Below are 19,974 nucleotides of genomic sequence, written 5' to 3' on the forward strand. Positions count from 1 at the left end.
TTCATGGCAGAGAATAGCTTGGTCACGGCCAACCTCTATTCAGCTCCCAAAGCTAACATGAACAATGAGATGATTAGAGCAATACTCAAAGCATTATCGATCAACTTCAAATTATCCGGTGAGTTACTCAAAGGCATCGGTGAAAGGGAAAGGTAAACTTAGACGTTCAGATGTAAAGTGAATGCTCAAAAATGACAGATACAACCAAGCCAATAAACGCTATCGACTCGAATAAATAACACAACCATTCAAGCTAACCAGAGGGGAGCTGTCTAAGCCACAACTCGTAACGCTTGATCGTTACTCCGAGATCTGGATATTCAGAAACAAATTTAAATCCCAGCTTTTCTAACACATTGGCTGAGTTGGTGTTTTGCACAACTACTTCACCCAAAATTCTATCTAACGCCATGTGTTGCTTCGCATATTGAAGACAGGCTGTGCATGCTTCCGTTGCTAAGCCCTGCCCCCAGAACTCGGGGAGCATCCGATAACCAAGGTCGGTTGCTTGAATCCTGTCATCATTTTTGAATCCGCAAAAGCCTATCACTTTTCCGCTTTGTTTATGTTGTAACGCCCAACGAGCGTAACCATACTTTTTATACTCAGCTAACCAAATCGACTCAATGACACCTTTGGCATCTTCTCGGGTCTTTATCGCCCCCGCATCACCGGTATAACGTGTAACGTCTTCATTGATGCTAAATTCAAACACCGCCTCCAAGTCATCAAGATTAAATTCGCGAATAATGAGCCGTGAGGTTTCAATAATGACTTTGCTCATGTGTTCTCCATAGCTGATTTAGGCGGGCCGCCGTTCTTTAGGTTTTTGCGAACACATCAATGCCATTGAACTTGAGCCAAAGGTTGCTCATTCTCCGCAATGATGGTTTTTACGATGGTATTATTGCCATCAATTAAAATCAACCGCGGCACACCTGCGTTAGCAAACTGAGCGTAGATGCTTCTATCAGTGTCTGCGACCAATGGAAAGTTCAATTGGTATTCTGCAGCAAAATTTTTTAGTGACTCGACCGACTCTTCCCGACCAATACCGATTATGTCAATATTCGTCTGGGTGGCGAGATGGCTCGCCATTATCGCCTTCATCGCACGCTGTGAGTCATGGCACCACGTTGCAAACAACACGAGCAACTTGTTGTTACTCGAGTCAGTTAGCACAATCTGTAGCCCTTGAATATCGCCAAACACCGTCATGGGCAAGGTCTGCCCAACCTCTACATAAGTCTTGTACTCCACTTTTTCCTGTCCGTGACAACTAAAAGCCGCCAGCCATAGCACAGTTGCAATAACGAAAAGTCGAATCATGATTTACGCCTTAATTTATTGAGCTGTAGTGAAGAATAAGAAAGGTCGTAGCGCGCCACAACCTCAGCAATAATTGCTCTTATGCAAGCTTTAATCGACTGCGATGCTAAGCCGTTCCACCAACGGTTAACTTGTCCAGTTTGAGTGTTGGCTGGCCAACGCCAACGGGTACACTTTGACCATCTTTACCACATACTCCCACACCATTGTCGAGCTTCATGTCATTACCAACCATCGAGATTTGCGCCATAGACTCTGGACCGTTTCCAATCAGTGTCGCGCCTTTAATCGGCTGAGTAATTTCGCCATTTTCAATGAGGTAAGCTTCTGAGGCTGAAAACACAAATTTACCCGAAGTAATATCGACTTGGCCGCCGCCAAAATTGGGGGCATATATACCCTGTTTAACCGATGCAATGATCGCTTTCGGATCGGAATCACCAGCCTTCATATAGGTATTGGTCATTCTAGGCATCGGCAAATGAGCATAGGACTCTCGACGTCCATTTCCAGTCGGCTCGTGTCCCATTAGACGACTATTGAGTTTGTCCTGCATATAGCCTTTTAAAATACCATCTTCAATTAGCGTAGTGACTTGAGTTTGCGTCCCTTCATCATCAATACTTAATGAGCCGCGACGGTTTGCAATCGTGCCATCGTCCACGACAGTTACCAATTTCGATGCGACCTGCTGACCAATTTTTCCACTAAATGCACTGCTGCCTTTTCGGTTAAAGTCGCCTTCGAGCCCATGACCTACGGCTTCATGAAGGAGAACACCTGGCCATCCGGCTCCTAGTACAACGGGCATTTCACCTGCGGGGGCATCAATCGCGGTTAAGTTAACCGAAGCTTGGCGTACAGCCTCTCGAGCATAGGCAAAACATAACGGTAAGCCTGCATCATCGCTATTCATGAATACCTGATAATCATGGCGACCGCCACCGCCACTGCCACCTCGTTCACGTTTACCGTTTTCTTCCAAGATCACACTACAATTAAATCGAACAAGCGGTCGAATGTCTGCGGCTAAGGTGCCATCACTCGCAGCAACTAGAATCTCTTCATGGACACCAGACAGGCTAATCACGACCTGAATGATTCTAGAATCTAGGCTTCGTATATAGGCATCGGCCTGTTTCAGCAGTGCAATTTTCTTGGCCTCTTCCATCGCCGCGATAGGATCATCGGTGGTATAAAGGGGCTGTGTTTGCTGAGATGAAAATGCTTTTACTTGACCCTGCTCACCGGCATTCGCAATACTTCTTGCTGCTTCAGTCGCAGAAGCCAAAGCCGACGGCGTGATTTCATCTGCATAAGCAAAGCCGGTTTTTTCTCCTGAAATCGCTCGAACCCCGACCCCACGCTCAATGTGGAAACTGCCTTCTTTAACAATGCCATCTTCGAGCACCCAGGATTCATGTCGGCTCCCTTGAAAATATAGGTCAGAGAAATCAACTTTATGCTGATGTATCACTCGTAAGTGCTGCTGCAGATCATCAAGGCTGAGCCCTTCTTGTAATAAATTTTGCGCGACCTGTGTTAAAAATGGCATGAACTCTCTCTCTGTAACACCCATGATCATGGGATTAATTTAAAATTTCTAATGACACATGTTCACAACATGGTAACTCAACCTTTGAGTTTTTTAGTTCTGCCTCGAGCAAAGTTCTACTCAAAGCTTCTTGGTCTGAATTTGAGGCCGTGCAAATCGATTGTGCTGCATCACCGGCATGTTGGCACGAATTTCTTTTAATTGTGCTTTAGCTGCATTCACATCAAATTCATAATGGAGCCAGCCGATATTACGTTGTTGATTCGCCAATATGTTACCCCAAGGATCGACCAACATACTATGGCCCCATGTTTCACGGCGGCTCTGATTATGCTGCCCCGATTGATTTGCAGCGATAACAAAGCACTGGGTTTCAATCGCTCTCGCTTGCAGCAAAACTTGCCAATGCGCTGCGCCTGTTACCTGAGTAAATGCTGACGGCAAAACAATTATTTCAGCGCCAGCCATCCGTAGGGCTCTAAACAACTCGGGGAATCGAACATCATAGCAAATCGCAAAGCCCAATTTACCAAATGGCGTTTCTACCACACAAATTTCGTGACCTGGACAAAACGTATCACTTTCTCGATAAGCTTTTGTATTATCTGACACATCGACATCGAACAGATGCATTTTGTCATAGTGACCAAGAGTTTCCCCTTGGTCATCAAACAGATAGCAACGGCTATATGCTCTGCCGTCTTTGGCAAGAATGGGCAAAGTGCCTGCGACCAGATAGACTTGATATTGTTTGGCAAAATTCGCCATCGTTTGCTTTAAGTCACTGGTGCCACATGATTGTGCATATTGCAGCTGTTGGCTTTCATGGCCGCCAAATAGCAAGCAGCATTCCGGCAATACGACAAGCCTAGCACCTTGGGTTGGCTCAAGGCATCGCAACTGCGACTCAATAAATGCTAAGTTTGCAGCAACATCACGACCACTTTGGCACTGCAGAATACTGATATGCACCGATAGGCTCCTTTTAACTCCGTCGCACAATAGAACGTACAAATGGTCTATCAATACGGCTTTAAACGATTGTCAGCTTAGCTATTTTTTAGACGATTTAGTAGGCACTTCTACGTTTGACGGTTTACTCGGTAATACCGACTCTGGAATTTCAATCTCTTTACTTTTTCGCTCTAGCTCTTCAAGCTTGGGATCATCCATGGTGCCTGTTAATCTAAAACGAATTTCAGATATCACTTCGATCACGGGCTCTAATACCTTCGTCAAAGCAAATGCCCCAAGCCCCATTGTCCAACCACTTGTACTCAATAATACTACTGTGGGCACGCTTGATGCCAATTGCGGTACAAAACGAATATCATAGTTTAAGCTTTGCGTGGTTAAGTCCGTAAAACCCCTGACCTTCATATTGCCAGCAATCGCGTTAACTTCCGTATCGGTTGTTTTCACCACGCCTTGGTCAATCGATAAATTGCCACCAAACGAATTAAAATATAGCCCCTTGCCAAAGACATCACTGAAGTCTAATGAGAGCTTTCGTAGAAGAGAATCTAGGCTAAACAAAGAGAATATTCGAGCACCTTTGTCACTCACCTCAGTCAACACACCTTTACCAAGCTCGAAGTTAACCTTGCCGTTTAATTTGTTGACGGCAAACGCATAGGGCGCATCTTGCCAGTTTAACTTCGCTTTGACCTCAAGCGGCGCATCTTTTATTCCTGCGTTGAGATCCAGCCGCTCCGATAAATAATCGAACTTGCTATTTTTGAGATTGAATTCAAACTCCGTCAAGTTCTCATTATGTTGATTTAACCAGCGTCCCTGTCCCTGTAGCTGAGTTTCAGGGGTCGTCAGCCTCAGCGTTTGGATCAGATAATCCTTACCATCAGGCCCTGCCTGTAGCACTAACTGCCCTAGGTTAAACTGATCAACTTGAAACTCTTTTGCTTCTACGGCTAATGGTGGTAGGTGGCTCACCACTTCAGTGGCACCAATTTGGTGATCTTGGGGAATCGTCATATTGCTCGACAAATGCAGCTTATCTGCAACAATTTTTAATCCCTGCTCCCGCCAGCTCGGGTAAAAATCTACGTTACCAACAAACTGCTCTGAAATCGCATCAAGCCGCCAAGTTGTGTCTCTTGGGTAAATATTGAGTTGTAACTTATCCAGTGTCTGACCAGCTATATCTAATTGAGAAATATACCCAGTCATTCCTTGTAATGGAGGAAATAGGTCTTGTTGCTTTGGGGTTATTGCAAGAGCGTCGTTGGAATTCAATGGAGTCCGTTGCGGACTGGTTTGCGTAGCAGACTGCGCTTGGTCAATAAACGCTTGGATAACATCCATCCATGGTAAAAGCTCAGTTTTCGGCATTGCAAGATGAATATAACCATCTTGTTTTTTCAAGGTATCGCCAAGCTTATATTGGCGTCCCAATAATAGGTCGTAATGCGCAAGCTGATTGCTTTGGTCAAAATTAAATCCACCCCAAAATTCAGCCAGTTTCCCATATTTAATTCCTAAAGAAGACTGCTTATTGTCACCGATAAGTTCCGCTCGCAAGAGCCGCCGCTCACCCACTCGTTTCGCAAAAGTTTGTGGTAGTTTTACATCTGCACCCATTAAATCTGACTCAACTTGAGCTTGAATTCGATATCCCGTATCGTCAAATATCATCGTCATCGCCCCGCTCAAATCTATGGTTCCAGCATAAAACGATTCAAGGGGGTTACTTAACTCTTGGGGCAATTCATCCAACTGCCAAGTGCTTTTCAGTTGAACGTTTAGCGCAAAATCCTGATGAATCGCGCCAGTATCAAAAGTAATGCGTGTGGGTTGGTTAAACAGCTGAGCCTGTACATCTCGCCCACTCACCACATCATTCACAAAACTAACCGCACCACTCACTTGCGCAAGATCGAGCCCCGGTTGTTGGATGAATACATTGTTTTTGTTTAAATGAACTTCGCCACGAATATCAGGCTCTTGCCCTGCAAAAAGGGGAATTGTTAAATCAAGATCGGCACTGACTTCACCGCGAACCTGAATGATCTCAAGAGTTTTCCCTACTGAGTCTGCAAGCTGAGACTGTTGCATCACTGTGGTTGCAGCGGGCCCAGTGGTATTGACATTGGCCTGAACTTTAACTTCTGTACGCTCACCGAGCTCTGGGATAAAGATGTGAGCGCCGGCAATCGGAATATCGACCAACGAGCCCTGATCAACCCACAGATCCATTCGCGCATTTTCAAACAAACCATACAGTTCAATATTCTCAACGGTTGGCCACTCGGGGTGAAATTGGTACTCCGCATGATTTAACTGGAAGCCAGCTTGAAATACCCCTTGATGTTGACTGTAAGGATACTGGGGTAAGGCGCCATGCCATAAAACTTTGGCATCGTTGGATTGCCCTGCGAACAATGCGCCATTTAGATAGTCGACTAAAGACTGCCCCATTGCTTTCACTGGGTAATATCGACCGGCATTGCCTGCATTTTTAACCTCGACGGCCGCAGCAAGTGCTAAGTGCAACTCCTCGTCAAATAAGATTCTCGTCGTCGCATTCAACGATAAATCCTCGTTGTTAAGCACAAGCTCGGTAATATCCAACGCAGCCTCTTCGCTATTGAACACCCCTTGAAATGGTTCACCTTCAAAAACCAATGGCGCATCAAAGGCACCATTAAAGTCAATTGAGTAGCTTTGTTTTGGTGCATGAATCAATAACAACTCTTTGACCCATGTAAGAGACAAGTCTACGGGCTTGCTCCCCGGTATAGGACCACTCGGTAACCAAGTGAGTTGCTGCAGCTCTGTAGCTGCACGACTACCGTGTTCATCTTCTACAAATTGGATAGGGCCAACGAGCCCAGTCGGCTCCATCGCTTGCCAAAGCTCTAAGTGCTCAAGTTCAACACCAGGCACGAGCGGGAGCAAGGGTAGCAAAAGATAAGGGTCAAACTGGCTCACGTACCCCTGCGTGCGTAGGTTTTGCTTATTAAAGCCAAAAGCCAACGCAGGCCAATACTCTCCATTGGTTGCTACCTGCAAATCTTGGCTGGTCACCTGCCAACCGATGTCTGTGGGTACCCAATGGATCTCTCCAGAATCGATGGCAAATTTTTGAGGCTCGCTGTTGAGGTCCCATTGCAACCAACTGGGTTCAAATTGCACCACGCCAGATTTAAATCGACTTTGCTCAATCCCAAACCAAGCTTGCAGGTTGACAACGCCTTCTAAAGGTAAGCTTTCTTGAGGCGCATAAGGGTTGGGCTGTCGAGAGGCCCAAGCGCCAATATCGAGAGATTGCGCTTGTAAATAAAGCTGCCCTGCTAGGGTTTGAACCTGATGACCATCTCCTTCAAGATCAATTCGAAGAGTGAGTCGCTCATCGGCAGTCGCTTGATGATCTAAATAAACAAACCCTTTCCCTTGATGCTGCTCACCATGATTAAGCCATTTGAGATCGGTGATATGAATAGGCCGATAATTTTGGGTTTGGCTAAGCAGTTGAATATCAACTTCAGAGATCGAATATCGACTTAACTGCTCTAGAAGCAAGCTATAAAGCCAGTCAATATTGCCTTCCTCAGTCACGGCTTGAGAGTGCTGCGCAGCCAAGCGAACTCTATCGACATCGACCGCAATATTGGCATCAGTGAACGTTACATTCTCGACTTGGGGACTTAAAGATAGTACCGACTCCCAAAAGTCCAACTTGATATGGACTTGCTTAATCATCAGGGTAATCGGTAGGTTTTGCTGAGGAGGGAGGACGAGCTCATCAATCGTTACGGCAGGACCAAATGCTTGCCATTGAGCCGATATTTTACCGACTTGAACTTCGACTTGATATTGGTCTTCGACATACTGAACGAGCTCTTGACGCACCTCATCCAACTGTGGCAATAGCCCTCGAATCAAGCTGACAACCAGTGCAAAAACCACAAGTATGACAGCAAGAGATTGCCAGCATAAAAAGCTGAATCGCCGAGGACAAAAGAGCCGTCGCACTACACCATTACCACATCATATCGGTTTTGGGCGTGCATAGGTTCATTTTGTAAACGAATACGCTTGCCAATGTACACCTCGAGTTCTGCAACCCAATGGCCATCATCACCGCTGAGACTCTCATAAACCGCGGGCGAGCAATAAACTAAAAATTCATCCGCATCATAAGCCCGATTTAAGCGGATAATTTCACGAAATATTTCATAAGAAACTGTCTCAACAGTTTTCATCGTACCTGTGCCTTTACATGCTGGGCACTCACCGCAAAGCACATGTTCAAGGCTCTCACGGGTTCGTTTTCGAGTCATTTCCACTAATCCCAGACCTGAAAAGCCGCTGATATTGGTTTTCACTTTGTCGTGGGATAATGCTGAGGTCAGGCTATTCAACACTCGCGTTTGATGCTCTTCGTTTAGCATGTCGATGAAATCAATAATAATGATACCACCCAAGTTTCTTAACCTTAATTGGCGAGCGATAGCCTGAGTTGCTTCAAGGTTGGTATTAAAAATGGTCTCTTCAAGGTTACGGTGACCAACAAAAGCCCCCGTATTAATATCAACCGTGGTCATAGCCTCCGTTTGATCAATAATCAAGTATCCGCCAGATTTAAGCTCTACTTTACGACCGAGAGCTTTTTGAATTTCCCCTTCTACACCATACAACTCGAAAATCGGTGCCGGCCCAGAGTAGTGCTCAATTTTTTCGGCAATCTCTGGCATAAACTCTTGTGCAAACTCAGTTAACTCAGTATAGGTTTGTCCTGAATCGACTTGGATCCGATCAAGCTCAGCGCCCACAAAATCTCGAACGGTTCTCACGGGGAGTGCCAAGTCTTGATAAAGCAAAGCTACGCCGCGACGCTTACGCCGCTCCGACACTTTCGCCCAAACTCGGCGCAGAAATGCAGCATCTTGCGCAAACTCAGACTCACCCACCCCCTCGGCCGCAGTACGAATAATAAAACCACCGTCGTCATCGACAAATGGTTCAGTAATTTTCTTTAAACGACCCCTTTCTTCCTCAGACTCAATTCGCTGAGAAACACCAATATGGCTCGAACCGGGCATGAATACTAGGTAGCGAGACGGGAGCGTAATATCTGTTGTTAAACGTGCGCCTTTGGTTCCAATCGGGTCTTTCACCACCTGAACCATAATGTCTTGACCTTGACGCACAAGCTCAGCGATATCTCGAACAACAAAGTTGCCCTTTTCAATATCAGCAACACACTCCGTATGCGGCACAATATCCGATGCATGTAAAAAAGCGGCTTTATCAAAACCGATATCAACAAATGCGGCCTGCATACCTGGCAATACGCGACTAATTTTGCCTTTATAAATATTACCGACTAAGCCGCGTTTCATCCGCCTTTCAACATGCACTTCCTGCAACATTCCATGTTCAACAAGCGCCACTCGAGCTTCAGTCGGCGTGACATTAATCAGTAACTCGGAGCCAATTTTGCCCTGAGCTTTTGTATTTGCCGGATAATTGCTATTCACCATATACCCCATTTTGGGAATTATTTGTCACAGGTTGTTACCTATATGACCTTAAAATTGAAGAAGAATTTCATCGATTTTGCAAATTATTGCCGTGAAAGCGTAATAAAACCCAAAACGCTGGAAAGATAATTAATCTCTAAATCACAGACATTGCTTGTAAAAGCTGTCGAGTTTCAACCATAGGCAAGCCAACAACCGCCGAGTAGCTACCGTTAATGCTCGCCACAAAACTCCCGCCAATCGCTTGAATACCATAAGCTCCAGCTTTATCCATCGGTTCCTGCGTCTCTATATAAGCGAGGATATCTTCCATGTTCAATTGGCAAAACGTTACAGCGGTAGAAACGACTTTTGACACAGTTTCACTGCCATTGGTGATCGCCACAGCGGTCATCACTTGATGAGTTTGTCCCGAGAGCGCTTGCAATGTTTTGACTGCATCAGCTTTATCCACTGGCTTGCCTAAAATTTTGCCATCAAGAACAACAATGGTATCAGAGCCGATCACTCGAGGGGCTTCAAGGTGGTGGCACAATGCAAAACCCGCCTGTGCTTTTTCTTTGGCAAGGCGTAAAACAAAGTCAGCAGCAGCTTCACCTTGATAGGTTTCGTCAATATCAGGCGTTACAATTTCAAATTCAAAATCGCGCTGTAATTGACCAATCTCAGTGAGAATTTGCTGGCGGCGAGGTGAACCTGAGGCAAGAACTAGCGTCATCGTTAGCGAACCTTGTAATGACGTCTGATTCGGCGCAGGAACCAAAACGCCCATGGCCAGATAATCAGACTTGAAAGAGAAGGCAGAATGATAGAGAGGCTAAATTCGGCTTCTATGGCGACAAATTCCACCCAAAAGACGACTAAATGATACATCCCTACCAAGCAAGCAACGAGCAGAGACTGTTGCCACATCGGAAAGTTACGTAAGCGCTGGAAGTGCAAAACCACCACATAAATGACTAGCGACATGGCCAAAGCACGAATGCCTAAAGTCGCACCCAATAGCACATCCAACATCACCCCGAGGAGCCAAGCGGTGAGAATATTGTAGCGATGGGGTAATGCCATTGCCCAATAAATCATCACAAGTAATAGCCAATCTGGCCGAGCATGCTCCACAAGCTCTGGCAAAGGCATAATTTGGAACAACAAACCAACAAATATTGTAAACCAAACAACCAAGCGGCCATTGGCAACATGAATACTCATGACTGGCTCTCCTGCTCAGGTTTGGTTGGCGTTACTTCATTTGAAGCTTCAGAAGTACTCTTTGGCGCTTCATTACTGTCACTACTCGTTTGTGAGCCTTCATGACCATTTATACTTGCCGCATTCGCAGCATCGTCTTCGCGATTCTTGGTCGCATCAATATCGGGCCAAATCAACAGCAAGTAGCGCACCCGATCCAATGCTGCCAGGGGTTTAGCACGAACTTTGGCATAACTTTGACCATCTTCTCGAGTAACGTCTGTAATACGCGCAACTGGATAGCCCTCAGGAAAACGCTTTCCTAGACCCGAACTGACAATTAAATCACCGGCTTCAATATCAGTACTTTTCGCAACATATTGCAGCTCAATCTCATCGATTCGTCCGATACCTTTGGCGACCAACCGCACATCGTTCCGAGTAATCCGCACCGGAATGCCGTGGCTTTCATCCGAAATCAACAGAACTCGTGCGGTAAGCTCGTTCACCTGAACCACTTGTCCAACAATACCTTGGGCATCAACAACAGGTTGACCAACGAAAACACCACTACCTGCCCCATGGTTCACAACCACATAGTGATGGAATGGGTCACTCGCCACCTCCATCACTTCCGCAACAACCTTGCGAGAGTCCATATGTAAAGGCGAACCCAGTAATGCACGAAGACGGTCATTCTCTTGACGAAGATGTTCAAAACGCTGCAAACGCTCACTCATCAGCAGTTGTTGTCGCAGCAAATCTTTGTTTTGTTTCGCAAGCATATTCCGAGTAGCTAAGCTTTCAGCACTCCAGTCGAGGACTGCACCAGGAACATTGGCAAGATATTGGATAGGGCTCAAAAAAGAGGCAAGTGACTGACGATAGGGTTCTAGGCGCTCATTGGCCACCAGCAACACCACCGACATCATAATGGCCAGCGTTAAGCGAAACTGATTAGAAATACCGCGGACAAAAATGGGCTTCATAAAATAACAAGGCGGTGCAAGCACCGCCTATGACCGGAATGCTTAGTTTTCTTCGGAGAATAAATCTCCGCCGTGCATATCGATCATTTCAAGTGCGGTGCCACCGCCACGAGCAACACAAGTTAATGGGTCTTCAGCCACCATGACTGGAATTCCAGTTTCTTGCATCAACAGTCGGTCTAAATCTCTCAAGAGGGCACCACCACCGGTAAGTACCATTCCTCGCTCAGAAATATCAGATGCGAGCTCTGGTGGGGACTGCTCAAGCGCCACCATTACGGCACTCACAATGCCAGAAAGTGGTTCTTGCAATGCTTCGAGGATTTCATTGCTATTGAGTGTAAAGCTTCTTGGTACACCTTCAGCTAAATTACGTCCACGAACTTCAATTTCTAGCACCTCATCACCAGGATAAGCAGTACCAATTGAGTGCTTAATACGCTCTGCTGTGGCTTCACCAATTAAGCTGCCATAGTTACGACGCACATAGTTAATAATTGCATCATCAAATTTGTCGCCTCCGATACGAACCGAAGAAGAATAAACCACGCCATTTAAAGAAATAATCGCGACTTCTGTGGTACCACCACCAATATCAACAACCATAGAACCCGTCGCTTCAGAAACGGGTAATCCTGCACCTATTGCCGCCGCCATCGGCTCTTCAATTAAGTACACCTCACGCGCACCGGCACCCATTGCCGACTCACGAATGGCACGACGCTCAACCTGAGTCGCCCCAACAGGGACACACACAAGAACGCGGGGGCTGGGTCTAAAAAAGCTATTGTTATGAACTTGCTTGATGAAATGCTGCAACATTTTTTCAGTCACATAGAAATCGGCAATCACACCGTCTTTCATAGGACGAATCGCTTGGATGTTGCCAGGGGTACGACCCAACATTTGTTTTGCTTCGGTACCTACGGCTGCTACGGACTTTTGCCCCGCACCGTTACGCTCACCACGAATTGCAACTACCGAAGGTTCGTTCAAGACAATGCCTTCTTCACGAACATAAATTAAGGTGTTAGCAGTACCTAAATCGATCGAAAGATCGTTGGAAAAAATGCCACGTAGCTTCTTGAACATGTAACCAGCCTGTATCAGTGGATCAGAAGAAAGAAAAATCAGCTAACTTTATCAATGCCATTGAATTTCCACAAGGCCGAACTGTTGATGATTGGTGATTGATGGGTATTTTTCTGATTAATTCTGGCAATTGAAAGCAAATATCGGCTTTTACTTGTAAAAAGCCGACTTTACTTGCCACATTTATTGCACTTCACGCCAATAAATGATCCGGTCATGACCGCGGTAGGTCCCAAAGAAAGCACTCGCTCTGGGTTGAGCAAATACAGTTGGCGAAGTTCCATTCCAGTTCCAATACCAAGTCAGCCAAGTCGGCACTTGAATTGGCGCGGTGATTTGCCCTCGATAAAGCGGGTCGGTGGAGCTACTTGGTGACAAGACGGCTTGCCATAACAAATCAAATTCACCGCCTACAAAGTTGCTCCCCCCTAAGCTACGATTCACCCGTTGGTCCCCCGTAGGTAATTCAAGGTACTGATAACCTAAGGTGGAATCATCCGCATATGGATAAGGCAATGTCGCAACCCCAAGCACACTGCAATGATCATCAATGCTCCGCACCCATGAACTGCCGTTCCAGTATTGTGCCTGTACGGGCATGTTCAACACCTCAGACTCGGGACCATAGGTGTTCTCTGCAACAATTCGGCCTTGCAACATATTCATCGCACTAGGTAAAGCAATCGCATCACAAGTTGCGCTAGCAGAACAATCACCCGTTGTAGCAGCATTCATATTTGCTGCGGCGATTTGCGTACGGCGACTGCCAGATTCATTGTCTTCAATCCACGAACCTACGTCTAACAACGGATACGGACCGTCGGCAAATCCCGTGGCTAAACGCGAGAAAACAATCGATTTAGAAACTGTGACTTGTCCTTGGTTCCAGCCCATATCAAATGCCTGATTACCGGGATTCCAGGTGGAATCAGCGACGACCCCAGAAACTCGACTCGAAAGGTCTGCACCGAAATTATTATTTTGCGCGACAAGTTTTAAAGTGCCTTTTGCAAAAACGCTATCATAATTCAGTGTCCGATTACCGCGATGATTTCTGGCAATGACAGTCGCAGACATCCCGAATGGTTCGTCCATATAGGTCAGCGATGCTGCACTTAAACACGCAGGTATTACGCCATGATTCGTCATTTCATAATCCGAAGGAATAAACCGCCCTACAGACTCACTCGTTGCCTGAGCAACACTTAAACCACTGTTCAAATAATTGCTTTCTGGTGTAACAATGAAATCAAAAACGCCAACTTCGTCCACACCTTGCGTAAAGGTATTACTATTGTTCGCGGCAGCAAGGTGATCATAACGAATCCGCTCGAGAACCGCCGGCTGGCCGCCACTCGGGGCAACTAAAACACTCGTTAACATCATCCCATTTTGCGCATAATTTGGCGTATTCACATTGTCGCAGAAGTCACTATCGCCATCGCTTTGCCAAGCTTTCCCCTGCACCGTGATATTAAAAGGCTCACCTGTTTTTCGAAATACTGGGCATGAATCATTTCCAGCTGCGCATACAACTTCAGGTGTCACACATAGTCCTACAGGCGTACTCACGAAGCTATCACTGCCCGCCATAACGAGCCCTTCTTCATCGGTACCAGCGATGCCGGTGTATAGCGCATCTAAAATCAGTTGGCCTGCATCTGCATAATTGACATCTATAGAGCCGCGACCATTAACATCAAAGGTCACATCAACAAGGGTAGGGGCTGCAGAAGATGTGCCTACATTCGTGGCATTAACTGAAGCCGCTAGGCTTGCCGGCCGTGACGTTGCATCAGGGATATCATAAGTGGTCCAGAATGCGATTTGTTTCGTTTCATCAGCAAATTCAGGCACACATTGCTCACTACTATCTCCTTGCTTCACCGCTCTAAACACAATATTTGTGGCCGGCTTATTCGATATTTTATGGGGTACATCAAATTCAAAACCAGCCGTTGCAAAAGCAAAGGTACAGCTCGCGGTATCAAGTACACCGCCGCCACTTTGACACAATGTGACACTCCCGGTTCCTGCGGCAGGGTTAGAACTATCAACACCAATTGTCACTGGCACAATGGTATTGCTGCGCAGTTGCTTAGTTGCAAGGCCATTGACAAAAGTCACTTGATTACCGCCAACCCAGCCGCCATTAGTCATAGACACGGGGCTTAAGTCGGCACTTAAAGGGTCGGTAAATAGCTGGCTGCAATCGGCATTCAAACACGCTTTAATACGTATATTTTCAGCTCTACAAGTGAGTGGACTCGTTGAATAGTTAAACTCAAAGTGATGCACACTGGCGGTCGGTGGTGAAGTGTCTATCGAACAGACTTCAAAATCATCAAGCTCATGGATATTACTTGCACCGCCAGTTGAGCCGGTCAAAGAAAGCATGAAGTTCTCGGGGATGGCCGCTTGACCGGGTTCTGCGGCGGCATCGAACTCTGGAATTAATTCGACAAAAGCTGCGCCAGCGATACTTCGTTCGACTTTGACTTTAGACTCTCCCGATTGACTCGAGTCAACTGTCACCTTATATCGATGCTGGGTTGCACTATTACCATCAACCGTAGGAGATAAACAGTTGCCTCCAGTATTGGTACTGCCATCATTACAGGTACCATGTAAATAACGATAGCCAGTCGTACCGCTACCTGAGCCACGAATGGCGACGGACTGTCGTCGTCTTCCCTTACTGTTACTGCCGCCTTCTGCCGAGAAATTTCCGTATTCATCTAATCCGACACCAAGCCAACCTCCCGCGAAACCGGGAATACCTGACCCCGCACGATGGCCATAACCCAGTGGCCCACCAAATGATCCAGGCTGGGGTGCGACCATTGAGTCCGACAACACGATCGCCATACCATCGGCCCCACTGCCACCGTAGGCATATAAATCAAATTGCACCGTCACGATACTATCTTTGGCTGCCAATGCACTTTGATAAGTAACCGCTGTAGCTTGATTGCCAGAGTTCTCCGTCAAACGTAAGCGTCCATTTACGATACTAGGGTTAAAACTGCCACTACTTCGAGTACCTAACCACTCGCGTCCTAAGGTTGCATCTTCAAAATTATCTTGAAAACAAATCTCGACCGCTGTGACTTCCTCAAAAGCAACAAACCCATAATCCTCGGGAAGATGACTTCGATCTCGGTCTTTATAGGTATCCTCATCCACAACAACACTGACCTGCGCCGCACTGAGTTGACAGCGCCTTAACCAGCCACCGTCACCGCCCCCACGAGATAACTTACCAGCAACAAAAGTTGGCGCATCTTCAAAGCCGGTTAAATCAGTCAAACTATTACATTGCGCGGTTAAATCCCCAAAACTTGGAATGGTGGAAGCGGTACCAAAATGGTAGCGAATATCTTGGTTATTCAGTCGAAACTGCCCGGTTGCACTACTCACAGCTAAATAGGCGACCTGCTCTGGTGCCAATGTTCGAATATTGGCCGGCTGACAGCGACGGTTACTTCGATTATGGACCTCTGATATTTCAAGTGACAATGAAATATCATTTGCCGATGTTTTTGCCAGGCTGGTTACCCAACAATTATTCACCCTTGTTTGCAACTGACTCAACACCACATCATAACTATGCCCAGGATAGGAAATATCAAGATAGTTGGCAGCAGTGTCATTAACACCGCCATACTGAGCTGAGGCGATAGATTCGACATCCGCGACGATCTGCGTACCATCGGACAAAACGTGTTGTCCTTGGGTGATCGCAACCCAATGAATTTCAGGCATACTCTGTGAAGCTAGATAGCGACTGGCAACACTCTGAGGCTCACTTTGAACCCAAGTAAATCCGCTATTTGTAACACTAGTAACAAAAACGGAAGCGGGTCCATCATTCGCATCTGGGTTACCAGGTGTAATCGTTGGCATCAAAAAAACTAAGGGCGTGACACCCGCTGAGAATGGCGTCTCAAAATCTACCCTGCCGGAATTACTCTTGCCGAATTGTAGTGCTAACGAATCCGTTGGAGGCGCGACTGGTGGAACATTAATCTGACCGTTACCGTTAATGATGAGGTCATGGGATTTAGTACGACCATAAATCACCGCATCATTGTTAATTGTAATCGCGTTTTGGGCATACACATTGCCATATATTTTTGCTGAAGTACTGAGAGAAATATCACCATAACCGACAAGTTGTAACGCCCCTTGATTATCTGGGTTCAGGATTACTTGATTGTTAATTCCGAGGCTGTTGCTTTCGACAAAGATCCGAACATTGCCTTCAACTCTTATTTCAACATTGCCACTGATATTTAAACTTCCAATCCAATAATCGCCTTCCGGAAAGTTAACGATGGCATCACTACTCAAGTTCATCGCGCTAAAACGGTATTCGCTATTTTGATTGGATAGCGTTAATTCACAGCTACCACCAATATTGACTTGATTAAACTGGTTCGCACTTGCAGAGCCCAATGCAAGTGTGTTGGTACCAAAACAGCTATGAGAACCATCGGCATTCGAACTACTCAAAAAACGGTTCTGATTTGCATTCATATTTAAACCAGCAGAAGCACTACCGCTGATACTACAGACTCGATCCCCCCCTGCCGCAGTGTCACAGCTGGTATTTGGCATGCCCGCGCTTTGACGACAAAAATCTAAATCAGCACCATTAGTTCCTCTGATACGTCCAGCGTTATAAATGGTCAACTGCGCATCATTGCCATTCCCACTGCAGTTTGTATTGCTTCGATTATTATGCCCTTGCGCTATGCCAGGAAAATCGATGGTGTCAAAGGCAAAAGCAGGCAAAACAACGCAGTAAAGCAGCACTAAAAAACAAGCCGTCACAAAATATCTATTCAGCACGAGCTTCCACCTCCACAGTTCGGCTTACACGCACGCAGCGACTTGAAACCCCAGCACCACCATCACAACTTCCGGATGAACACACAGCATGGCTGCGTATACGATATTGACTAACGATTAGACCATCGACAGTGGCATTGGTTTGATTGCAGGATAACTGCACATCTGCACAGCCATGGAACCCAAGTGTATTGGCTGGTGGCGTCCAAACACTCGATGCAGCACATACCCCTAACGAACCATCAACAGGAAATAGCCGCGCCATAGCCACATCAGCGCCACTATTGGCAGTTGCCAGAGCCCGAATCCCCCATACCTCCAAAATAACTTGCTCATCACTGTCCTCAAGCACTCGGATCAGCGTCGATGCCAATAAAAACATCACCGTAATCACAAACACGCCGATCACCAAAGCACTTCCCCGCTGGCGAGCGTGCATTTGATATCGGATCGTTGACACGTTTGAATTAGGGTACATTAATCACCTGCACTTGATGTTGATACCTAAAATTTTGGCCATTTACGACAAATTGAGGCTGAATTTGCACAATGGCGTTATTACGTAAATTCGAAGGAGAAATCCGGAATGGCGCATCGGTGCTCAAACTATTCACAATATTCTCAGCCATTAAAACCCCCGAACCCATTGCGCTTGGCAAAGGCTGAGTCGCATTATCGATGCCATATCCAGTATAACGATACATACTGCCACCTAACGCTCCACCTTCAAATACGCAATAGCTCACGGGCTGATTCACTACAAAATATCGCTTTCTTGGAGAAGCTTCATCAAAGCGCACATTTCTTCCAAAATCGACCGTGGTGACTCCGGCACTACTCGAAACACTATCGATACTAAAAATCCTGCCATCAGAAATTGGCGCTAAAGGGTTGGTATAAATATCGGCAGCAGTCAGTGGATATACAGTCATAAATTCGCCAGCACTGATGACTTGGCTTGCGGAAAAGACTTGCGCACTGCTTTGCTTGACAGCTGGGTGAATGGGCACCTGAGTATAGGATGCGCTTGCCTGAATCGGCACAAATTCTAGGCACTGGGAACTCGTACCATTCGTGCTGAGGCGGATGCTATTGGGCAAAGCACCACGTAACTCGCGCGTCAAACGCTCAATCGCGAACCGGCTTTGACTCAGCACTTGATCAATAGAAGTCGACTCCACGAATATTCGAGTTCCAAATATCACAAAACTGCTCACCCCAACGACTAAAATACCGAGGATCAGAATCACCGTCACCATTTCAACGAGCGTAAAACCTAGGCAGGCCCTGCCTTGTTTAAACCGAATCATTTAGTAATTACTCCGTAATGCATGGTAAGTAATTACTTCACCGCTTGGTGTGGTAACGTCGACCTGAATTAACTTTGTGTTACGGTCAGCAAGACCATTGGGATAGCTCGCGCTCACGCTCAATTGATAACCCGGATACTGGCTCAAATAAGTTTGCGTACTATCGAGCATGTTGCTATTGATTGTTAAGCCACTCACGCCAGCATAATCATCGATATCATCAAAATCATGGCGAGATTCACCAGAATCGGGTCCCAATGTCGCGGAACAAGCACTACTTCCTGCTAATCCACTACCGCACGCTGGTGCACCACCATTAGCATCAGTATTTTCATCAAAACGCTTGCCCCATATTTCATTCAATACGGCATGGGCAAGCTCCGCGCTCCGGACTTTATGTAGTGTGTATGCAGCGCGATCGGCTTGCGGGAATAGCATGCTCGTTAGCATCACGATCGCAATGCCAATCACAAGCATCCCGACCACCAATTCAATCAAGGTAAACCCTTTAACCTTCATGGATGTACCCCTCTGACTCTATAGACACCGTGAGTGTTTGGTCTGAACTCACCTGAAGACAGGGGCCTGAACAGCTCGGGAATGCACGCCCAAAAGGGTCAAAATCGATATTAAAAGTCGAGGCACCATCACTAATTCGGGTAATCGATGTATTGCTCGGTAAAGACTGGATTTGACCCGTTTTATGCACGACACCTTGGCATAGATTGCTGGCATTCCTGCCCGCAAAATGAATCATTTGGTAACCGCTGGCAGACACTTGCATCCGAAAGCAACGATCGGTGTTGTTCAGTGCCATTAACTGAGTCTTCCTCAGCTCAGCAATAATCTCATCTTGTAATGTATAGGCACTATAGCTTGATTGAGTGAACAAGCGTGGCAGCGCTGTTACTGCAAGAATTGCAATAATGATGATGATGACGACCAGCTCGACTAAGGTAAAGCCCGAGCGTTTTCCTCTATACATATACTTCAATCTCAAGTTCAACAACTGCAATTGATTTAAAATCAGAGGGTTTCGATACACTAAAACCTTGTTTAAGCTTAATCACTCTCATCGCCAATAACAACTTTAGTACCGATAGAATCGACAACTAGGCCGCAAGAGATAGGTATAAAAAAGGCCTGCTAGGCAG

General features: G+C 46.2%; 15 protein-coding genes. All 15 read right to left on the reverse strand.

Features of this window, described 5'->3' with window-relative positions; genetic code table 11:
* Positions 1–253: 253 nt before the first annotated feature.
* A complete protein-coding gene (locus IEY18_RS13485) occupies positions 254–784 on the reverse strand; it encodes a GNAT family N-acetyltransferase (RefSeq protein WP_188921679.1) in 531 nt (176 codons plus the stop codon).
* Between the two features lie 56 nt (positions 785–840).
* Positions 841–1,329 carry a TlpA family protein disulfide reductase gene (locus IEY18_RS13490; protein WP_188921681.1) on the reverse strand — a complete coding sequence of 163 codons (489 nt, stop codon included), beginning with the start codon at positions 1,327–1,329 and terminating at the stop codon, positions 841–843.
* 106 nt (positions 1,330–1,435) lie between these two features.
* On the reverse strand, positions 1,436–2,884 hold the full coding sequence (tldD, locus tag IEY18_RS13495) for a metalloprotease TldD (RefSeq protein WP_188921683.1): 1,449 nt from the start codon (positions 2,882–2,884) through the stop codon (positions 1,436–1,438).
* A 120-nt stretch (positions 2,885–3,004) separates the two neighbouring features.
* On the reverse strand, positions 3,005–3,856 hold the full coding sequence (locus IEY18_RS13500; protein ID WP_188921685.1) for a carbon-nitrogen hydrolase family protein: 852 nt from the start codon (positions 3,854–3,856) through the stop codon (positions 3,005–3,007).
* Between the two features lie 81 nt (positions 3,857–3,937).
* Positions 3,938–7,876 (reverse strand): YhdP family protein, encoded by a 3,939-nt coding sequence (locus tag IEY18_RS13505; protein ID WP_188921687.1) that lies wholly within the window; start codon positions 7,874–7,876, stop codon positions 3,938–3,940.
* A complete protein-coding gene (gene rng / locus IEY18_RS13510) occupies positions 7,876–9,342 on the reverse strand; it encodes a ribonuclease G (protein ID WP_229779917.1) in 1,467 nt (488 codons plus the stop codon). Before rng ends, IEY18_RS13505 begins: the two co-directional genes overlap by 1 nt.
* Positions 9,343–9,523: 181 nt before the next feature.
* Complete coding sequence (locus IEY18_RS13515; RefSeq protein WP_188921691.1) at positions 9,524–10,105, reverse strand: Maf family protein; 582 nt, start codon at positions 10,103–10,105, stop codon at positions 9,524–9,526.
* Positions 10,106–10,107: 2 nt separating this feature from the next.
* Positions 10,108–10,596 (reverse strand): rod shape-determining protein MreD, encoded by a 489-nt coding sequence (gene mreD / locus IEY18_RS13520; protein ID WP_188921693.1) that lies wholly within the window; start codon positions 10,594–10,596, stop codon positions 10,108–10,110.
* The gene (mreC, locus tag IEY18_RS13525) at positions 10,593–11,564 is read right to left on the reverse strand and encodes a rod shape-determining protein MreC (protein WP_188921696.1); all 972 of its coding nucleotides are present in this window, start codon (positions 11,562–11,564) and stop codon (positions 10,593–10,595) included. Before mreC ends, mreD begins: the two co-directional genes overlap by 4 nt.
* 42 nt (positions 11,565–11,606) lie before the next feature.
* A complete protein-coding gene (locus IEY18_RS13530) occupies positions 11,607–12,656 on the reverse strand; it encodes a rod shape-determining protein (RefSeq protein WP_188921698.1) in 1,050 nt (349 codons plus the stop codon).
* Positions 12,657–12,839: 183 nt separating this feature from the next.
* Positions 12,840–17,510 carry a DUF6701 domain-containing protein gene (locus tag IEY18_RS13535; RefSeq protein ID WP_188921701.1) on the reverse strand — a complete coding sequence of 1,557 codons (4,671 nt, stop codon included), beginning with the start codon at positions 17,508–17,510 and terminating at the stop codon, positions 12,840–12,842.
* Positions 17,500–17,988 carry an MSHA biogenesis protein MshP gene (locus IEY18_RS13540; protein ID WP_188921703.1) on the reverse strand — a complete coding sequence of 163 codons (489 nt, stop codon included), beginning with the start codon at positions 17,986–17,988 and terminating at the stop codon, positions 17,500–17,502. Before IEY18_RS13540 ends, IEY18_RS13535 begins: the two co-directional genes overlap by 11 nt.
* Positions 17,978–18,820 carry a PilW family protein gene (locus IEY18_RS13545; protein ID WP_188921705.1) on the reverse strand — a complete coding sequence of 281 codons (843 nt, stop codon included), beginning with the start codon at positions 18,818–18,820 and terminating at the stop codon, positions 17,978–17,980. The genes IEY18_RS13540 and IEY18_RS13545 overlap by 11 nt, the downstream gene beginning before the upstream one ends.
* Complete coding sequence (locus IEY18_RS13550) at positions 18,821–19,339, reverse strand: type II secretion system protein (protein ID WP_188921707.1); 519 nt, start codon at positions 19,337–19,339, stop codon at positions 18,821–18,823.
* Positions 19,329–19,805, reverse strand: coding sequence for a prepilin-type N-terminal cleavage/methylation domain-containing protein (locus tag IEY18_RS13555; protein WP_188921709.1), 477 nt, complete (start codon positions 19,803–19,805; stop codon positions 19,329–19,331). Before IEY18_RS13555 ends, IEY18_RS13550 begins: the two co-directional genes overlap by 11 nt.
* Positions 19,806–19,974 lie beyond the last annotated feature (169 nt).

Source organism: Shewanella gelidii (assembly GCF_014647855.1).
Lineage (GTDB): Bacteria > Pseudomonadota > Gammaproteobacteria > Enterobacterales > Shewanellaceae > Shewanella > Shewanella gelidii.